This window comes from Streptomyces sp. NPDC050703, from assembly GCF_040654435.1.
GTDB lineage: Bacteria > Actinomycetota > Actinomycetes > Streptomycetales > Streptomycetaceae > Streptomyces.
The window spans coordinates 47,352-62,245 of sequence record NZ_JBFAHX010000012.1 but is presented as its reverse complement, the minus strand read 5'-3'; the positions used below and the strand labels follow the sequence as shown (position 1 = coordinate 62,245).

At 67.3% G+C, this 14,894-nt stretch carries 12 protein-coding genes; 7 read left to right on the top strand and 5 right to left on the bottom strand.

Features of this window, described 5'->3' with window-relative positions; genetic code table 11:
* Positions 1-7: 7 nt before the first annotated feature.
* Positions 8-1,174 (bottom strand): integrase, encoded by a 1,167-nt coding sequence (locus AB0I16_RS14115; RefSeq protein WP_363249628.1) that lies wholly within the window; start codon positions 1,172-1,174, stop codon positions 8-10.
* 28 nt (positions 1,175-1,202) lie between these two features.
* On the bottom strand, positions 1,203-1,937 hold the full coding sequence (locus AB0I16_RS14110) for a hypothetical protein (RefSeq protein WP_363249627.1): 735 nt from the start codon (positions 1,935-1,937) through the stop codon (positions 1,203-1,205).
* Positions 1,938-2,149: 212 nt separating this feature from the next.
* Between AB0I16_RS14110 and AB0I16_RS14105 the strand changes: the two genes are divergently transcribed.
* From AB0I16_RS14105 to AB0I16_RS14090, 4 genes are all read left to right on the top strand, one after another.
* Positions 2,150-4,252 (top strand): AAA family ATPase, encoded by a 2,103-nt coding sequence (locus tag AB0I16_RS14105; protein ID WP_363249626.1) that lies wholly within the window; start codon positions 2,150-2,152, stop codon positions 4,250-4,252.
* Positions 4,227-5,558, top strand: a complete 1,332-nt coding sequence (locus AB0I16_RS14100; protein WP_363249625.1) for a PE-PGRS family protein — start codon at positions 4,227-4,229, stop codon at positions 5,556-5,558. Before AB0I16_RS14105 ends, AB0I16_RS14100 begins: the two co-directional genes overlap by 26 nt.
* 147 nt (positions 5,559-5,705) lie before the next feature.
* On the top strand, positions 5,706-5,903 hold the full coding sequence (locus tag AB0I16_RS14095) for a type I restriction enzyme endonuclease domain-containing protein (RefSeq protein WP_363249624.1): 198 nt from the start codon (positions 5,706-5,708) through the stop codon (positions 5,901-5,903).
* A gap of 255 nt (positions 5,904-6,158) precedes the next feature.
* On the top strand, positions 6,159-7,292 hold the full coding sequence (locus tag AB0I16_RS14090) for a hypothetical protein (protein WP_363249623.1): 1,134 nt from the start codon (positions 6,159-6,161) through the stop codon (positions 7,290-7,292).
* 242 nt (positions 7,293-7,534) lie between these two features.
* Here the strand turns inward: AB0I16_RS14090 and AB0I16_RS14085 are convergent, their stop codons facing one another.
* The 3 genes from AB0I16_RS14085 to AB0I16_RS14075 form a co-directional block, all read right to left on the bottom strand.
* Entirely contained in the window at positions 7,535-7,780 is a 246-nt protein-coding gene (locus tag AB0I16_RS14085) for an integrase core domain-containing protein (RefSeq protein ID WP_363249622.1), read from the bottom strand.
* A 502-nt stretch (positions 7,781-8,282) separates the two neighbouring features.
* Positions 8,283-8,423 (bottom strand): hypothetical protein, encoded by a 141-nt coding sequence (locus AB0I16_RS14080; RefSeq protein ID WP_363249621.1) that lies wholly within the window; start codon positions 8,421-8,423, stop codon positions 8,283-8,285.
* Positions 8,424-8,662: 239 nt separating this feature from the next.
* Positions 8,663-9,694 (bottom strand): hypothetical protein, encoded by a 1,032-nt coding sequence (locus tag AB0I16_RS14075; RefSeq protein ID WP_363249620.1) that lies wholly within the window; start codon positions 9,692-9,694, stop codon positions 8,663-8,665.
* A gap of 280 nt (positions 9,695-9,974) precedes the next feature.
* Here AB0I16_RS14075 and AB0I16_RS14070 point away from each other — a divergent pair, with 280 nt between their 5' ends.
* From AB0I16_RS14070 to AB0I16_RS14060, 3 genes are read left to right on the top strand one after another with little or no spacing between them, the layout of a single operon-like run.
* On the top strand, positions 9,975-12,083 hold the full coding sequence (locus AB0I16_RS14070; protein WP_363249619.1) for a DUF87 domain-containing protein: 2,109 nt from the start codon (positions 9,975-9,977) through the stop codon (positions 12,081-12,083).
* Between the two features lie 2 nt (positions 12,084-12,085).
* Complete coding sequence (locus AB0I16_RS14065) at positions 12,086-13,495, top strand: hypothetical protein (RefSeq protein WP_363249618.1); 1,410 nt, start codon at positions 12,086-12,088, stop codon at positions 13,493-13,495.
* Positions 13,492-14,655 (top strand): DNA adenine methylase, encoded by a 1,164-nt coding sequence (locus AB0I16_RS14060; protein ID WP_363249617.1) that lies wholly within the window; start codon positions 13,492-13,494, stop codon positions 14,653-14,655. Before AB0I16_RS14065 ends, AB0I16_RS14060 begins: the two co-directional genes overlap by 4 nt.
* Positions 14,656-14,894 lie beyond the last annotated feature (239 nt).

Sequence of the window (14,894 nt, the reverse complement as noted above, 5' to 3'; positions counted from 1 at the left end):
GATGACTTTACGAGCCCCACAGGGCACCGAGATAAAGGAGCATGTCTGGGTTGCCGTTGCGCATCTCCAGCAAGTAGACCGGGTTCATCGAGACCAGAACCGCCTTGGCGAGCTTCTCCACGGCGACCCCGCCATGAAGCGCGAACTCGTCGTACTCGCCGCGTCCATGATCGTCCATGGCTCTGTGGGCGGCCTTCTTGGCGCCCTCTAAGAAGCTCTCGAACGAGAGCGCATCGTCCATGGGACGGACGGTAGTCGCCGCTGTAGACAGGTGCGACAAGTTTCCCAGGGTGCGGTCGAGGAGTTCATGGCGGCAGGTTTGCACCCACCGTTCCATGATCGAGTTCATGCGGGGTATGCGTACGCCGGATCGGACGACGGTGATGCCGGCGTCGGTGAGGATCTGGTCGAAGAGGGCAGGGAACTTCGTGTCCCGGTCTCGGATGAGATAGCGGATGCGCGTGCCGGCGTCGTCGAGGTCCATGACGAGGTTGCGGGCGGCCTGTGTGACCCAGGCGGCATTTGGGTGGGCGGTGGTGCCCAGTACGCGGACGCGGCGGGTGGTGTGCTCGATGGCGGCGAGGATGTACCGGCGCTGTCCTGTCAGGGTGACGGTTTCGATGAAGTCGCAGGCCATGAGGGCGTCGGCCTGGCTGCGTAGGAACGACGTCCAGGTGGTGGCCGTGCGCTGGCGTGCGGGGTCGATGCCCGTGTCTTGGAGGATTTCCCAGACGGTGGACGCGGCGATCTTCACGCCGAGCATGGTGAGTTCGCCGTGGATGCGGCGGTAGCCCCAGCCGGGATTCTCGCGGACCGGACGCAGCGCGAGGCGGCGGACGGAATGCACCATGCGTGGTCGTCCCGGTCGCTTCGGCCCGCACGCGGCAGCGTGGTGCCGCTTGATGAGGCTGCGGTGCCAGCGCAGCACGGTCTCGGGCTGGATGATCAGCCATAGTCGGGGCAGCACCTGGCGGGGTAGCGGTGCCAGCAGTGCGGCGAGGAAGGCCCGGTCCTCGGGGCGGTAATCAACCTTGCCGGGGCCGAGTTGGCGCTCCAGCACGATCTGGTGGCGCAGCGCCAGGATCTCCACGTCCTTGTCGCGTTCGCTCATAGGTAGCAAGCGAAGCGCGGCGGAGGCGTGGGTGACAGCGAGATAGGCGAAGCGGATCAGCACAGCAGTGGATCATTCCGCAGATCGGTGATCAAGCCGTAAGTAGGGTGACCTGCACGGATAAAGTTTCCGGCACGCGCAGGGTCCAGCCGGCTCGGTTGATCCGGTGGAGGTCGGTGTGGGCGTCCACGGAGACCATCAGGCCGTTGCCGGCCCCGTTCCGGGCCCAGGCTTCGAGTCGTTCGGCGCGGGCTTGCGCCTCGGCCAGGGGGAGGTCGAGCCATCCGCGTGGGCCGTGCCCGCCGGAGCGCTGCGGGATGCGCTCACCGCCGAACTGGGCATGGACGGCATCTTCGTACTTCCCCCAATAGGTGACGTCCGCGAGGCCGTCGGTCGATTCGCCGTCCGAGCCGATGAAGCCGTCGAGCGCCCGGACGTCGCCGAGGATCATGCCGCATCGGGCGACCGGCAGGTCACCGAGCCGTACGGGGCTGCCGTCGTCGGGGCCGGTCCAGGGCAGGCCGAGTTCGACGTCCAGCACGGCGATCGTGGGTTTTCCGTCGAAAGGCGAGGGTGTTGCGCGCCTCCCCACCCGCAAAGGGCAGTCCGGAGCGGCGGCGACAGCGATCGCCTCGCACATCCACGTGGACGGCTCGCCCTCTTCAGGGCTGTGCAGGTGGCCGCCTCCGGTCGCGATGACGGTCCGCGCCCGCTCGGACAGCGGCCGTCCCGCGTGTGGCCAGAAGTCGATCCAACCGGCCATCCCGAGCACGAGCATCCCGGAGGGGGCGGAGAGGGTGCCGAGGTCGGCAACGCTGTCAGTCATCTGCTGATTAAGCAGGTGCGGAACCGTAAGGATCAAGGTGCTTCGACTCTGCACGCTCGGAGCTACCTGAACGGTCCGTCTCGCGCGAACGGAGGCTCGCCCTGCTGGCGACTGGAGGTCAGCGACAGCAGGAAGGGGCTCTGCGTGCGCATGTCGACTTGGAGTGGAGGAGGAAGCCCCTCGCGCATTGAAGATCCGGCATCATGCCCTGCATGACGGACGAGATGGACTTGCCGGGGATCGCGGCGGCATACGACCGGAGTGATCTGACGGATGCCGTGGCGGCTGCTGATGTCGAGCGCAAGCAGCTATTAACACGGTTCCCGCTGGAGGCGTGGCCGATGATGTCGTTGTCGCACTACGCGCTGGGGCAGGCAGGGCCGCCCGGCGGCGGACCGACGTACTGCCGGCTCATGGAGTTCGGCACACCGGCTCTCGGCAGCATCAGAGGCGGGAGCGCCGCGAAGCACATTATGTACCGCCACAACTCCGGCGAGTGGCGCATGGCTGCTCCGCTGCGCAGCTTGGAACCGCAGGAGGCGTGGGAGGTGCTGCGCGGACAGTTCGTGCGGGCCTACGAGGCCGTGGCCGCCGGGGACTTCGGGGCCGTGGACGACCTGGAGGTGCTCAGGTTCGGGCCTGCGTTGGTGACCAAGTCCCTTGCTACCTACTTCCCCGAGCACTTTCTGCCTATTTACTCCGATATGCACCTGCGCCGGTTCGTCACGTTGTTGGGCGGCTCAGTGCAGAGCGACGCTCCGGCTTGGCGCACCAATCTCACACTGCTCGGACTCGTACGTTCTCGAGTCGAGTTCGCGGGGTGGAGGGGGCTTGAGGTCATGTACTTCCTGTACGAGCATTTCGATCCGCGTCCGCAACAGCGCATGATCTGGAAGATTGCACCTGGGGAGCGGGCGCGGTTGTGGACCGAGTGTCGTGATGCCGGGGTCATTCGTGTCGCCTGGGACGAGCTTGGCGACCTTGGCCAGTACCAGAGCGACACTGAGCTGAAGCAGGCACTCGATGCACACTGGCCGCGCAGCAGCGGCGGCAGCCTGACGCTCGCCCGACGGCTGTTGGCCTTCCGTGACCTTGAAGAAGGCGACCGGATTGTCGCGAACCGCGGAACGGACGAGATCCTGGCCACCGGGACCGTCCGGGGGAGTTACCGCTTCGAGGCGGACAACGCCGAGTATCGGCACGTCGTCCCGGTGACTTGGGATGCATCCCAGGCCCGGCTGCTCCCGAAGCCCCAGCACGGCTGGCGGTCCACCTTCGCCAAGGTCGATCCGGTGCTCTTCGCCCGGATCACCGGTGGCCCCGCACAGTCGGCCCCGGCGCCGGCCCAGCCGCACGCTCCTGCGCCCATCGCTTTGCCCGAGGATGTCCAAGGTGTGCTGGGTGCTCTGGAGCGTAAGGGGCAGGTGATCCTGCACGGTCCGCCGGGCACAGGCAAGACCAGACTGGCGCTCGGCGCGGCGCTCGCCCTCGCCGGCCGGGCCGACGCGCTCGATGCACCACCGGCCGAGCGGGCTACGCTCCAGGCCGAGATGCTGCAGGGCGGCCGCATCCAGATGGTGACGTTCCATCCTTCCTACGGGTACGAGGACTTCGTGGAAGGCTTCAAGCCGGACCTGAGCGCCACGGGCCCCGGTCTGACCCTGGCGCTCACCGACGGCGTGTTCCACACGTTGTGCGCTCAGGCCTCCGCGCGCCCGGACGAGACGTTCCTTCTGATCATCGACGAGATTAACCGGGGTGATCTGCCGCGCGTCTTCGGCGAGTTGGTCACCTTGCTCGAGCTCGACAAGCGAGGCCTGCCCGTTGCACTGTCCGTCAGTAGGCGTGCCTTCGCGGTGCCGCCGAACGTACGGATCATCGGGACCATGAACACGGCGGACCGCAGCATCAGCCATCTGGACGCCGCTGTGCGCCGCCGCTTCGCCTTCCTCCCGGTCGGCCCCGACTCGGATGCCGTGTCCGGCGCAGTTGGGCCGCTGGACCTGGCTGAATTCCTCGAGTCTCTCAACACGCGTATCGCCCGCCATCTCGACGCCGACCATCAGATCGGCCACGCCTATCTTCTCCGTGACGGTGAGCCGATCGCCTCGGAGGACGATCTCGCCGCCGCGTTCCACCATGACGTGGTCCCGCTTCTCGAGGACTACTGCCTCGGTCAGGCCGACCTGCTTCACCGTCTTCTCGGCGACCTCGTCGATGCCGACACCGGTCGCATCGCGCTGATGTCGCCGCAGGACCTTGCCTCCGCGCTGGTCGGAGAGTTCACCAATGGCGGTCCCGGTCCTGATGCCTGACCGCCCCGAGATCCGGCTCACGGAGTATGAAAGTGTTTTGTTGGAGCACATACAGCTGACCCGCCGGGACGTCGAGCGGCTGGGCGCCCTCCAGGCACGCAAGCGCCTGAGACTCGACCAGGTCGCGGCAGGCTGGCGTCTGACCGCCGACGCGACCGTCGGCGTCCTGACACTCGACCGCGTCCGCCTGGTCATCGAGCCGAAGTTCGCCATTCCTGGCGAGCAACTCATGAACTGGCTCGCCTACGCACTCGACGTGCCAACACCCCTGGAGACCACAGCACGACGCTGGACCACCGGGTCCGAGGGATACGCCGACCTCGTGGCCGCGGCGCTGCTGGAACAGTGCGAGCAACTGGTACGAGAAGGGTTGCGACGCGACTACGTACGACGCCAGCACCTCGACACTGTACTTCGGGGACGCCTTGACATCACAGCCCAGGTCTCCCGCCGCTACGGGCAACTCGACCACCTGCACACCCGAACCTTCGACCGGGAGGCAGAGATCTGGGACAACCGCGTCCTGAGTGCCGCCCTGGAAGTGGCCCAGCGGTACCTAGCGAACTCCGAACTGGCACGTCGCCTGCACGTCCTGGCAGAGGCATTTCCCCCGGCGCCGACCCGTGGCGCCGCCCTGCACGCCCTGGACCGCATCCAGTACACGCGCCTCAACTCCCGCTACCGCCCTGCCCACACCTGGGCCCGCCTGCTGTTGCGAGGCGGCGGTTTCACGGACCTTCTCACCGACCACGGCAGCACCGCGGACGGCCTGCTGCTGGCCATGCCCGCGCTGTGGGAGGCCGTCGTGCGTCGCCTGGCCATCGAGGCAGCCGCCCCGTTCGGGGGTAACCCCGTCACGGCTGGCAGCACGCCCGTCACCGTCCATGGCGACCTCGGCAACGCCTCCACATTCCGGCCGGACGTCCTTCTCGAATTCCCCGGTCCGGCCTCTGTGGCACGCACGCTGCTGCCGTTGGACGCGAAGTACAAACGCTATGACCGTCACGGTGTCAGCGCAGCCGACGTCCACCAACTCGTTACGTACTGTGCTGGCTACACCGCCCGTGGTGAGCAGCGCGCCGTAATCATTCATCCCGCTCCCGGCGGACATACCCAGCGGGTCCTCCACGTCGACGGCACCCAAGGCATCCTCGGAACCCTCCACGTCCTGGGGATCGACACCCATGTGTCCCCGCAGCATGGGGCGTTGTGGGCGCGTTCGGAAATACGCTGGCCGCAGACTGACGACATCTACCCGCCAGTGGTGAGGCAGGGACGACCGGGGCTGCTCCGGCGCTTGCTGTAGTCCCATTTCCGGGCGATCAGCCTGCGGTGCCACGCCAGCAGCATGGCGGGCGCCACCGAGGATACCTGCGCCCACCGGCGTCGCGGAATCAGCGAGCACAGCCCTGCGAACCACGGTCGATCCGCCAGCTCGAGGCGCGCCGACTGCGTGAGCTGCCTGCGCAGCGCCGCGTTCTCGTGCCGCAGCACCAGCAATTCCGTCCGCGCGGGTCTGCGCTCGGAGACCCGCCGACTACTCGCGATCAACAAGTACCCGCCGGACGAGGCCCCGGCGGCCGTCGAGCTTGTCATCAAGCAGACGGAGCACTTCGCCGACGAGTGGTCGGCGAAGCCTGCTGAGGGGTGAGCTGTCTGGCTGGCATCCACCGCAGCCGTGGCACCGGCTTCCAGACGCGTTGCCTTTTGATCGGCGCCTGGGCCTGCTCTGCGCTGTGGACTGCGACTTCCGTCCACAGTGAGGGATTTCCGTGTCCGAGGGAGGTAGTGGGTGACCATTGAGGTCATCTCCTAGGGCAGCATGTGCAATTGGCGTACACAAGTACGACTGACTAATGTCCAGTAGAGGGGCAGGAGCGGCGTGGTGGGCTTTCCGACGAGCGACATGCTCAACGCGATGTCGTGGTACTTGAAGTTCCAAGGCCTGCGCGACCTCCTTCTGGAACGCCACGCGGAGTGGGGTTCCAGGGCCGAGGTCGTGGACGGGAAGAACGTCCTAAAGATCACGCTCGACGACATGTCGGATCGAGGAGTGGTCCTTGCTGTCATACGCGCGGGCCACCTTCACACGTGGGCGGTCATCGACGGCACGGACGTACTGCGTGGAAACACTCGCGTATGGCCCGTCCACGGAACCACGGACGAGACGCTCGTGGACGCTCTTCACGCCTGCGCCGCTGCTACTGATCGGAGAGAACCGCTCCCATCCCCGTGGTGCTGGAACGAAGCCGAGGCCTCGGAACTCACCGAGCTTGCCGACCTGCTTACCGCTCGCCGCGTGACGGTCGAACACGTGGCGGCCGGCAATCCGTACCGAGTGAGAAGGAACGGGCTGGCAGATCTCGATGTGGACGTTGCCGAGTCCTGGGAAGGCCAGTTCCTCGAAGCGCGGACGGACGACATGGATGTGCGCGTCTCCTTGAAGTCCGCCTTGGGGTGGTTCGTTGACGTCCGGTACGACCAGGAGGGCGTCTGGCGACGCGTCGATCTGGGCGCATGGCTTGCAGGAAAGGAGGTCACTCCTGAACCTGGCGTACCGCAGGACACCGTCGCTCTCACCCAGGTAGCAGACTTCGTTGCGTATGAGCTCCACAGCCTTGACGCCGCGGAGTACTGGATGCGCGAAACGGATGATTGCGATCTGGATGCTGAGGACAGACCGCGGCCTCGGTCCGGACTCTCACCATTCATGCTGGTGGAGGCTGCTGCCGCGCAGCTGGCTGAGCGCGGATTCGGCGACATCTATGTGGGCGATGGGGAGTCGGTGTTCCGGTCCGATCAATTCCGGGTTGACTGGAGGGACGGCGGCACCACCCTGTCGACGTCAACGCTGCAGAGGCTGAACGGGATCGCGGCGGCCGAAGAGCGGAGGCTCGTGCTCATTACGACGTCGGGACTCAGCAAGCCGGCCGCCGCCTTTGCCGACAAGGCGCGTGGGTACGTCTTCCAGGTCAGGCTGGACACCGGCGAGCTGATGCCGTTGAACCGGCGGGCGCGCGAGACCCAGTTGCCTCGGTAGCTGCACGAGGGTCGATCTGGCGAGCTCGACCAGCGACGCCAGGAGCGTCGAGACATCGGGTGAGGAGCAGGTCGTGGAGTTCCGATGAGCAGACAGCAGGGGCGCGGACGCCTACGATCGCGGTATGTCTGCCGTGATCTGGGCGTACGAGCTGGCGGGGGGGGGGGGGAGGGCAGGCAGCTGAGCTCGCACCCATGGGGGGCTCGAAAAGTCCTCGCCGCGGTTCAAGACGCGTACTGATATTATTTGATGGCTCCGCCGAGGATGCGTGTGCGCAGGAGCTTGCGCGGCGTGCCCACGGGCACGACGGGCGAAGCTTGTGGGGCTTCGGGTGGCCGTTGGCCTCGCGACCTGTGCGGCCGGTGGGAGTTGTAGTGCTTGTGGAATTCGGCCAGGGCGCGTCGGGCGTGGGCCTCGTTCATGACCAGAACGTGGTCGAGCGCCTCTCGTCGGATTGTGCCGATGACGTGCTCGCAGTGGGCGTTCATGCGGGGCGCCTGGGGTGCACTGAGCTGCGCGTCGATGCCTTCAGCCTCGTAGATGGCGTCGAAGGCGTCGGTGTACTTGCTGTCGCGGTCGCGAAGTAGGAATCGGAGCGACTTGACGCGGGTGCCGAGGGTGGTGCTCGATGACGGCGAAGACGTACAGCCGCGCCCCGGACAAGGCGATCGTCTTCAGGAAGTCACAGGCCAGCAGGGCCTCGGCCTGCGAGCGCAGGAAGTCCGCCCAGGTGCTTCTGCTTTGTTCGGGCCCAGGGCCGATCCAGGCCTCCCGCAGGATTTCCCAGACGGTGGAGGCGGCCACCTTCACTTCGAGGACCAGCCAGGTTCGCCGTGGAGGCGCCGGTAGCCCCAGTGGGGGTTCTCCCGTGCCAGCGCAGGCCCGTGTCCGGCCGGACCAGCAGCCGCAGTCTGCGCAGCACATCTTGCGGAAACCGGTGTGGCAGCGCCGCCAGGAACGCCCGATCACTTGGGCGGAACCGCACCTTCTTCATGCCGAGTTGGCGCACCAGGCCGTGATCTGGTGGCGCAGGGCGAGGATCTCGACGGTCTTGTCACGAGCGTTCATCGGCAGCAGTCGCAGCCTCGCGAACGCGTTCGCCACACCCAAGTAGGCCAGTCGCAGCAGCATGGTGGATCATCAGGCCCCGGCGCTCGTCAGCCGGGCGAGAGCCCCGGTGCTATTGGCCGCAGCCGTCATGCTTCACACTCCGCACCCCGGCCTTCACCAGGACGGATGAGTTTTCGGCTGGGGCACCGCCGGCCGGGACGGTTGTTCTCGGCCGGCAGGCTTCGATCTCCTCGGAGCACAGGCGGCGTTCCACTTCGGGCAAGAGGCCTTGTGCGCCGATTCTTTTCAACCCTGTGGGCTCAGGCGGCATCCGCGACGGTCAGTGGTCCCGGGGCGCCGGGAGGCCGGCCGGCCTTGACGAACTCGCCCCTGTCCTCGGCCACGAACTCCTCCTGAGCCTCGTGCACGTCCGCCAGGAGATGCATGATGCGCTCCTCCCTTTCCAGCGGGGTGAGGTGCTGGGGAAGGGTCACCCAGACAGGTCCGTCCTGCCGGGTGCTGCCGACGCTGTGTCCGAAGAAACCGGGAGCGTCGTAGGGGTGCTCGACGATCCTGGCGCCGCAGTACTCAACCAGTTCCTGGCAGGTGGGCGGGGTGTACGACGACGCGTACTCCCGTCCCAGCGCCAGGAGTTCGTTCAGGTGGGTGCGCAGTTCGTCGGCCTCGGTGAAGGTGAGCGCCACATGGTGTCGGCGTTCCGGGTTGCCGACGGTCAAATCGAGCTGCGGGAGCGGCGTGTACGGCATGTGTTCCATGCACAGTTCCAGCGTCTCGGGTTCGCGTGCCCTCTCGCGTTTGTTCCAGGTCAACGACTGCAGTGCGAGGACCATGACATGCTCGGTCGAGCCGTGGAAGTAGTCGCGCAGCAGCCCGGTCAGGTTGTGCTCGTCCCAGTCCCGGAACTGGCACCACGGCGGGCACGGAGGGACGAGCTCGAGCGGATGGTTCGGCGACGGGTAGTGATCGACCGCTTCGGGAATCCCGCCGCGGATGACGTTGTCGAAGCGGTGCTGAAGGCCGCGCAGCTGCAGGGCGAACTGCTCCACGCTCTCGATGAGCGCACCGAGAGCGTCGCTGTCCAACTCGGCGGTGCAGTCCGCGGCGGACAGCCACAGGCGAGGCGACTGACCGCGTGCCTCTTCCGCGTGGCCGAGCCCGAGCCGCACGGTCACCAGCGGCGCGTCGCCCGCCGGGTCGGCCGACTGGGGAGCGTCCAGGCCGACAGGGACACCGAGATGGCTGCCCGTGGCCTCCGCCGCGGAATCGCCCGAGCACCAGCTGGGGCAGGCCGGTGCGGCCGGCACCGCGTGGAGAGATGTAGCGGGGGACATGATGCCTCCTTGGTGGAGAACTTCTCTGGTTCCCACGAGTCTTCGCCGCATTGCCGACCGTAATCGGCAACAATGCCAATGTCGGTGTAGGGCCTGACCAGTTCAGCCAGCCTCCCGGGCCTCGCTCCACCCCCGCACGTACGCGGCCTGCAGTGCGAGACGCCACCGAGGCGCGCAGCAACCCCGCCAGACACACTCTGTCGCAGTGTGGTCGCTCTGTGGTACCCATGAAGTGCGGTGACGCTCTGAAAGGGCGCGGATCGCACGGGGAGGGGGCGTCGTGGGCGATCTGGTACCGGGCGTCGGCTCGGGCCGACTCCTGGAGGAGCTGCTTCTCTCGCGTGCACGCGCACACCGCATCGGCGCGATCCATCGCCTCGACTATGAGCGGGCGGTGGTCCTCACCCACGACCGATGGAAGTTCGAAGCCGGTGGGATCCCGCGGTTCTGTTTCCTGCTGGCGACCGCCCGCAATACGCAAGGGCCGGGCGGGGACGACGACGAGGTGCTGCTGCTGCGCGTCGAGGGGACGGCGGCCCTGTCGATGGAGGCGGACCTGTTCGCGGTGCGCGAGGAGTCGCTGCGCGACGCGCTGTCCGCGGTGGAGGACCCCTCGCCCGGCACCGTCCTGGATGTGTCCCTGGACCCGTTTACCCGCAACCGGATCTCCTTCACCGGGCTGAACTGCCGTATCCTTGGCACCTTTTATGAGGATTCTGCCACTGGCCGCCCTCAGCTGGCCTGGGGGCACGACGTCGACAACTTCTATGCCACAGCGACCTACCAGGTTTACAAACCACTCGGTGAGGGGCTCTCGCAGATCGCCTCCTACCTCAAGCCCGATCCGGGACACCCGGTTCAGAAGGTGCGCATCGGAGCGGTGCGCTATGCCTCCACCCGCCGCCGCGAACAGGCGGCCAAGCAGTCGCCCGCGCCGGTGCAGGTGAACGTCTACGACTTCATCGGTCACAAGACCGGGATGTTCGGCATGACGCGGATGGGTAAGTCCAACACGATGAAGACGCTCGTGGCCCGCACCTTCGCCGCCTCCGAGCAACAGCGCCGTCAGGGGCGACGGCCGGTCGGGCAGCTGATCCTGGACCCGCAGGGCGAGTACGCCAACCCCAATATCCAGGACGGCACCGAGATCGCGGCCATCGGCCAGGAGCACGTACTGATCTACAAATTCGGTGCGGACCGGCGCGAGCCGCATGTACGCCCGCTGGGATTCAACTTCTACGACGACCGCCAACTTGACGCCGTCCAGGGGGTGATAGCCGAAGCGCTCGCGGACAGCACCGCCGACTACATCCGCGCATTCACAGCGGCTGAGTACGCCGAACCCCTGCGGCGGGACGACGAGACGGAGGGGGAGTATCACCAGCGTAACGACGACGCTGCCCGTGGACGGCTGATCCTGTATGCAGCGTTGAAGAAGGCCGGCTTCCCGGTGCCGCGGCACAGCGCACGCTACCCGCACCAGCCATGGCGCGCCGGGGTGAAGATGGCCAAGAAGCTTGCCGACGCCCTCGAAGCGGCCCACAGCACGGTGCACCTCGACCGCCGCACGCACGGCTGGGTGGGTGTCCCGGCCGAGGCCCTGGAAACGGTCGTCGACTGGCTGCTCGAACAGATCGACGCGGACTCCACCGCGATCGACGGTCTTGCGGCCTTCGCCAAGAGCAACGCCTGGAAAGCCGCCGTACCGATCTACACCCAGACGCACGGCAAGCGCACCGTCTCCGGATACACCAAGCTGCAGCGGCTCAAAGGTTTTCACCAGCCGGGCTCTGGCGATGACTACCGCAAGCATGTGTACGAGGCGCTGCTCACCGGCAAAATTGTCATCGTCGACCTGCACCTGGGACCGGAGAACGTTACTCGGCGACTTTCCGAGGACTGCGCGGAGTATCTCCTCGAGCGGCAGACCGAAGTGTTCACCGACGGCCGTGAGGCCCCGCACATCCAGGTCGTCCTCGAAGAGGCGCACAACCTGTTCACCGCCCAGCGCTACAAGGACGACCTGGACGTCTGGGTGCGGCTCGCCAAGCAGGCGTCCAAGCTCAACCTCGGCATGGTGTACGCCACGCAGGAGGTTACGGGCGTGGCGCACCAGGTCCTGGCGAACACCAAGAACTGGGTGGTCGCCCATCTCAACAACCGGCCCGAGGTGAAGGCCCTGTCCCAGTACTACGACTTCGACGCGTTCGCCGACGCGATCGTCACGAGTGAGGACCGCGGCTACGTCCGCCTCAAAACGATGTCGTCGCCCTACATTGTCCCGGTCCAGATCGACCGCTACGGTCCGGAGCTGGTCGATGAGGCCCGTCGCGCCGCCGGAATGCCTCCGCTCGCGCCGTTGCCCGCGCAGTCCCGTACGGAAGGGTGAGCATGCCCTATCGGCAGATCAGCGGCAGACCAGAGCGCGCATCGCGCACCTCGCATGCGCAGGCCGCCGTGCGTGCGGCCGCGGACCGGGCGGTTTTCCACGTGCCCGCCGAACACATCCGCGACATCGAATGGCTCGCCCCACGCGTCGTCCCGCGCCGACAGACGGACCACCCGGCGCAGGCACCCCGCCTGTCGTCCGTCATCGCCATCGACGGCTCGCAGATGGCCCTCCCGGTACGCGACGGCCTGCCCTCGGTCCGTTACGGATACGTCCAGGCCGCAGCCGCCTACCTGGACCTCGACGCCCTGGACGCACAACGCCGCGAGCGCTACGTCGACCCGGTCGTGCTGCACGCCGCGGTCAACACCGCCCTGGTCTCTCTCGATCTTCCCACCGCAGGGGCTTATACCCGGGAGGGCATCTCGATCCAGCAGTCCTGGCGCGAAGCCGTGGACCGTCTCTTCGATGCCAAGAAGGTCGAGGTCAACCGGCTCGACCAGAGCTTGCTCGACCTCCTCTTCCGGCTCCATGGCACCCCGGCCCATCCCGCCACTTCCGTTCCGGTCAACTGCCCGCGTCCGGGCTGCACCACGCAGCGCCTCGCCGTGGGGCGCCGTGGCGGCACCTGTCCCGGTTGCCGCACGCGCCTCTACCCGACCGACGTGCTGCGCCTGCACGACGAGGTACTCGAGGAAGGAAGCAACCAGGCAGCCCTTGGGCGCTTGATGCAGACCGTCGAACTTCTCGTCCTGATCGGCCTGTCGACCCTGCTGTGGGACCAGGCCCGCGACGATCTCCTGCCCAGCACACTGTTCATCCTCGACGGCCCGCTCGCCATGTACGGGCCCTCCGCGAAGCTGCGAGCCCGCGCCCTGGAGTACTTCCAGGCGATGACCGATACCGTGTCGCACGGCGGCCCGTACCTGTGCGGTATCGAAAAGAGCGGTGCCATGGCCGACTACGCTCGCGCCCTGGCCCGCCACGACGTGCTGAGTCCGGGCGACCTCCTGACCGTCGACGACAAGGTCATCTCGGTGGTGACCCAGGCCGACAACCCGCGCGCGTACGGCGCCGAAACGTACTGGGGCCGCAAGTTCATCTACCGCAGCCTGGACGGCCGCGTACTCGTCCTCACCGTTCCCCCACCCCGCGGAGCCCCGTACGACGACCACGGCGGACAGCCTGAGCCGGCCGCCTACCCCACGCTACCCGCGGTCCTCGACGTGATCGACCGCACCGGCTCCTCCATGTTCCAGGACGGCCTCATCCCGGTCGCGCTTGCGCACGGCACGGCGGCGTACCCCATCGGGGTCGGCACAGACGTGCTGCGCTTGGTCGCACGCCGCAAGCTGGGCCTCCCCGCGGCGGCTACCGGTGAGCGCGTCAAGGCCGACCCTCAGACCTCATGACGTTCTCACTGCCCGGCCCACCGTTCGTGCCGCCCTCCGGTGCCAGCCCTGCGGCGGCCGCCCTCGTGCCTGAATTCCCGCGCACCCCACGACGATTGCGCGAGATCACGGCACCGCCTGCACATCCGCTTGCCCTGGCCCGCTACCAGTCCCCGCTGCGCTACCCCGGTGCCAAGTCCGGTCTCGGGCGCCACATCAAGACCCTCGTCGACGGTGCCGGCACCCTGCTCGGACGACCCGATCTCTTCGTGGAGCCATTCGTCGGCGGCGCCTCCATGGCTCTGCGCCTGGTCGGCGCGGGCAGCGTGGCCCGCGTGCTGCTCGCCGACGCCGATCCCTTGGTCGCCGCGTTCTGGCAGACGGCCGCCGCCGACACCGACTGGCTCATCGACCGAATGCACGAGGAACCCGTCACCCTGGACCGCTGGGACTACTGGCGGCACCGGCCAACTGCCCGCCTCGGCCGCAAGGAAGCTGCGGTCAAATGCCTGTTCCTGAACCGGACCACGTTCTCCGGCATCCTTCAGGGCCGGGCAGGCCCCGTCGGAGGACGCAAGCAGGCCGGTCGCTACCGGATCGACTCCCGCTTCAACAAGAACGGCCTGGAAGCGCGGCTGCGTTTCGTCGGCCACCTCTACGACCGGGGGCACATCGCCGATGTCTGGTGCAAGGACTGGTCCGCCACCATGAGCGACGTCACCGAGTGGTACCCCGGGCTCCTGCCCAACCGCGTCATGGCCTATCTCGACCCCCCGTACCTCACCAACTCCCCCCGCCTGTACACCGTCTCCTTTGACCCCGCCGGCGGATATGCACCCGGCCCCAGAGGCATCACCGGCCGCGCCTGGACCGAAGGCGCAGCCCACTACCGCCTCGCCCACTACCTGCGCACTGCCTGTCCGTTCCGCTGGATCCTCTCCTACGACCACCAGCCGGAACTGACCAACGACTTCCTCCTGTACAAGGCACATCGCATGACCCCCTGCGCCGAGGACCGCCGTGCTCTGGGCCTGCGAACCTGGCGTATCAGCAAGCGCCTGGTGAGCCTCCGCTACACGGCGTCCAGCTCCCGCAGCCGTACCACCGCCGACGAACTCCTGCTCACGACTCTGCCGCCGCGCTGTGTGCCCGCCAACAGTGAACTTCGGTGCATGACGTGACGCCAGGGGGCGGCTGGACCCGGCCAGCATCTCGTCCCGGTTGTCGGACACTGGGCTGCCCCGCTGCGCGAACTCGACGCTTGTGCATGCCGAAAACCCCGTCCGTGCAGGTCGGTCTGCTGAGCGGTGGTATTCGCGGAGGATGCCTCTGAGGCGGTTGCGGCGGCGGATGCCGAGGTGTCGCTGTGTGCTGTTGCGGTCAGCTTGGTACGCGGCAGATGCTGCCGGGTGCCGTAGTG

Excerpts from the sequence above, each read along its gene's own strand:
- AB0I16_RS14110 (WP_363249627.1), bottom strand. The coding sequence starts at position 1,937 with ATGACTGACAGCGTTGCCGACCTCGGCACCCTCTCCGCCCCCTCCGGG.
- AB0I16_RS14105 (WP_363249626.1), top strand. The coding sequence starts at position 2,150 with ATGACGGACGAGATGGACTTGCCGGGGATCGCGGCGGCATACGACCGG.
- AB0I16_RS14100 (WP_363249625.1), top strand. The coding sequence starts at position 4,227 with ATGGCGGTCCCGGTCCTGATGCCTGACCGCCCCGAGATCCGGCTCACG.
- AB0I16_RS14090 (WP_363249623.1), top strand. The coding sequence starts at position 6,159 with ATGCTCAACGCGATGTCGTGGTACTTGAAGTTCCAAGGCCTGCGCGAC.
- AB0I16_RS14085 (WP_363249622.1), bottom strand. The coding sequence starts at position 7,780 with ATGAACGCCCACTGCGAGCACGTCATCGGCACAATCCGACGAGAGGCG.
- AB0I16_RS14080 (WP_363249621.1), bottom strand. The coding sequence starts at position 8,423 with ATGCTGCTGCGACTGGCCTACTTGGGTGTGGCGAACGCGTTCGCGAGG.
- AB0I16_RS14075 (WP_363249620.1), bottom strand. The coding sequence starts at position 9,694 with ATGTCCCCCGCTACATCTCTCCACGCGGTGCCGGCCGCACCGGCCTGC.
- AB0I16_RS14065 (WP_363249618.1), top strand. The coding sequence starts at position 12,086 with ATGCCCTATCGGCAGATCAGCGGCAGACCAGAGCGCGCATCGCGCACC.
- AB0I16_RS14060 (WP_363249617.1), top strand. The coding sequence starts at position 13,492 with ATGACGTTCTCACTGCCCGGCCCACCGTTCGTGCCGCCCTCCGGTGCC.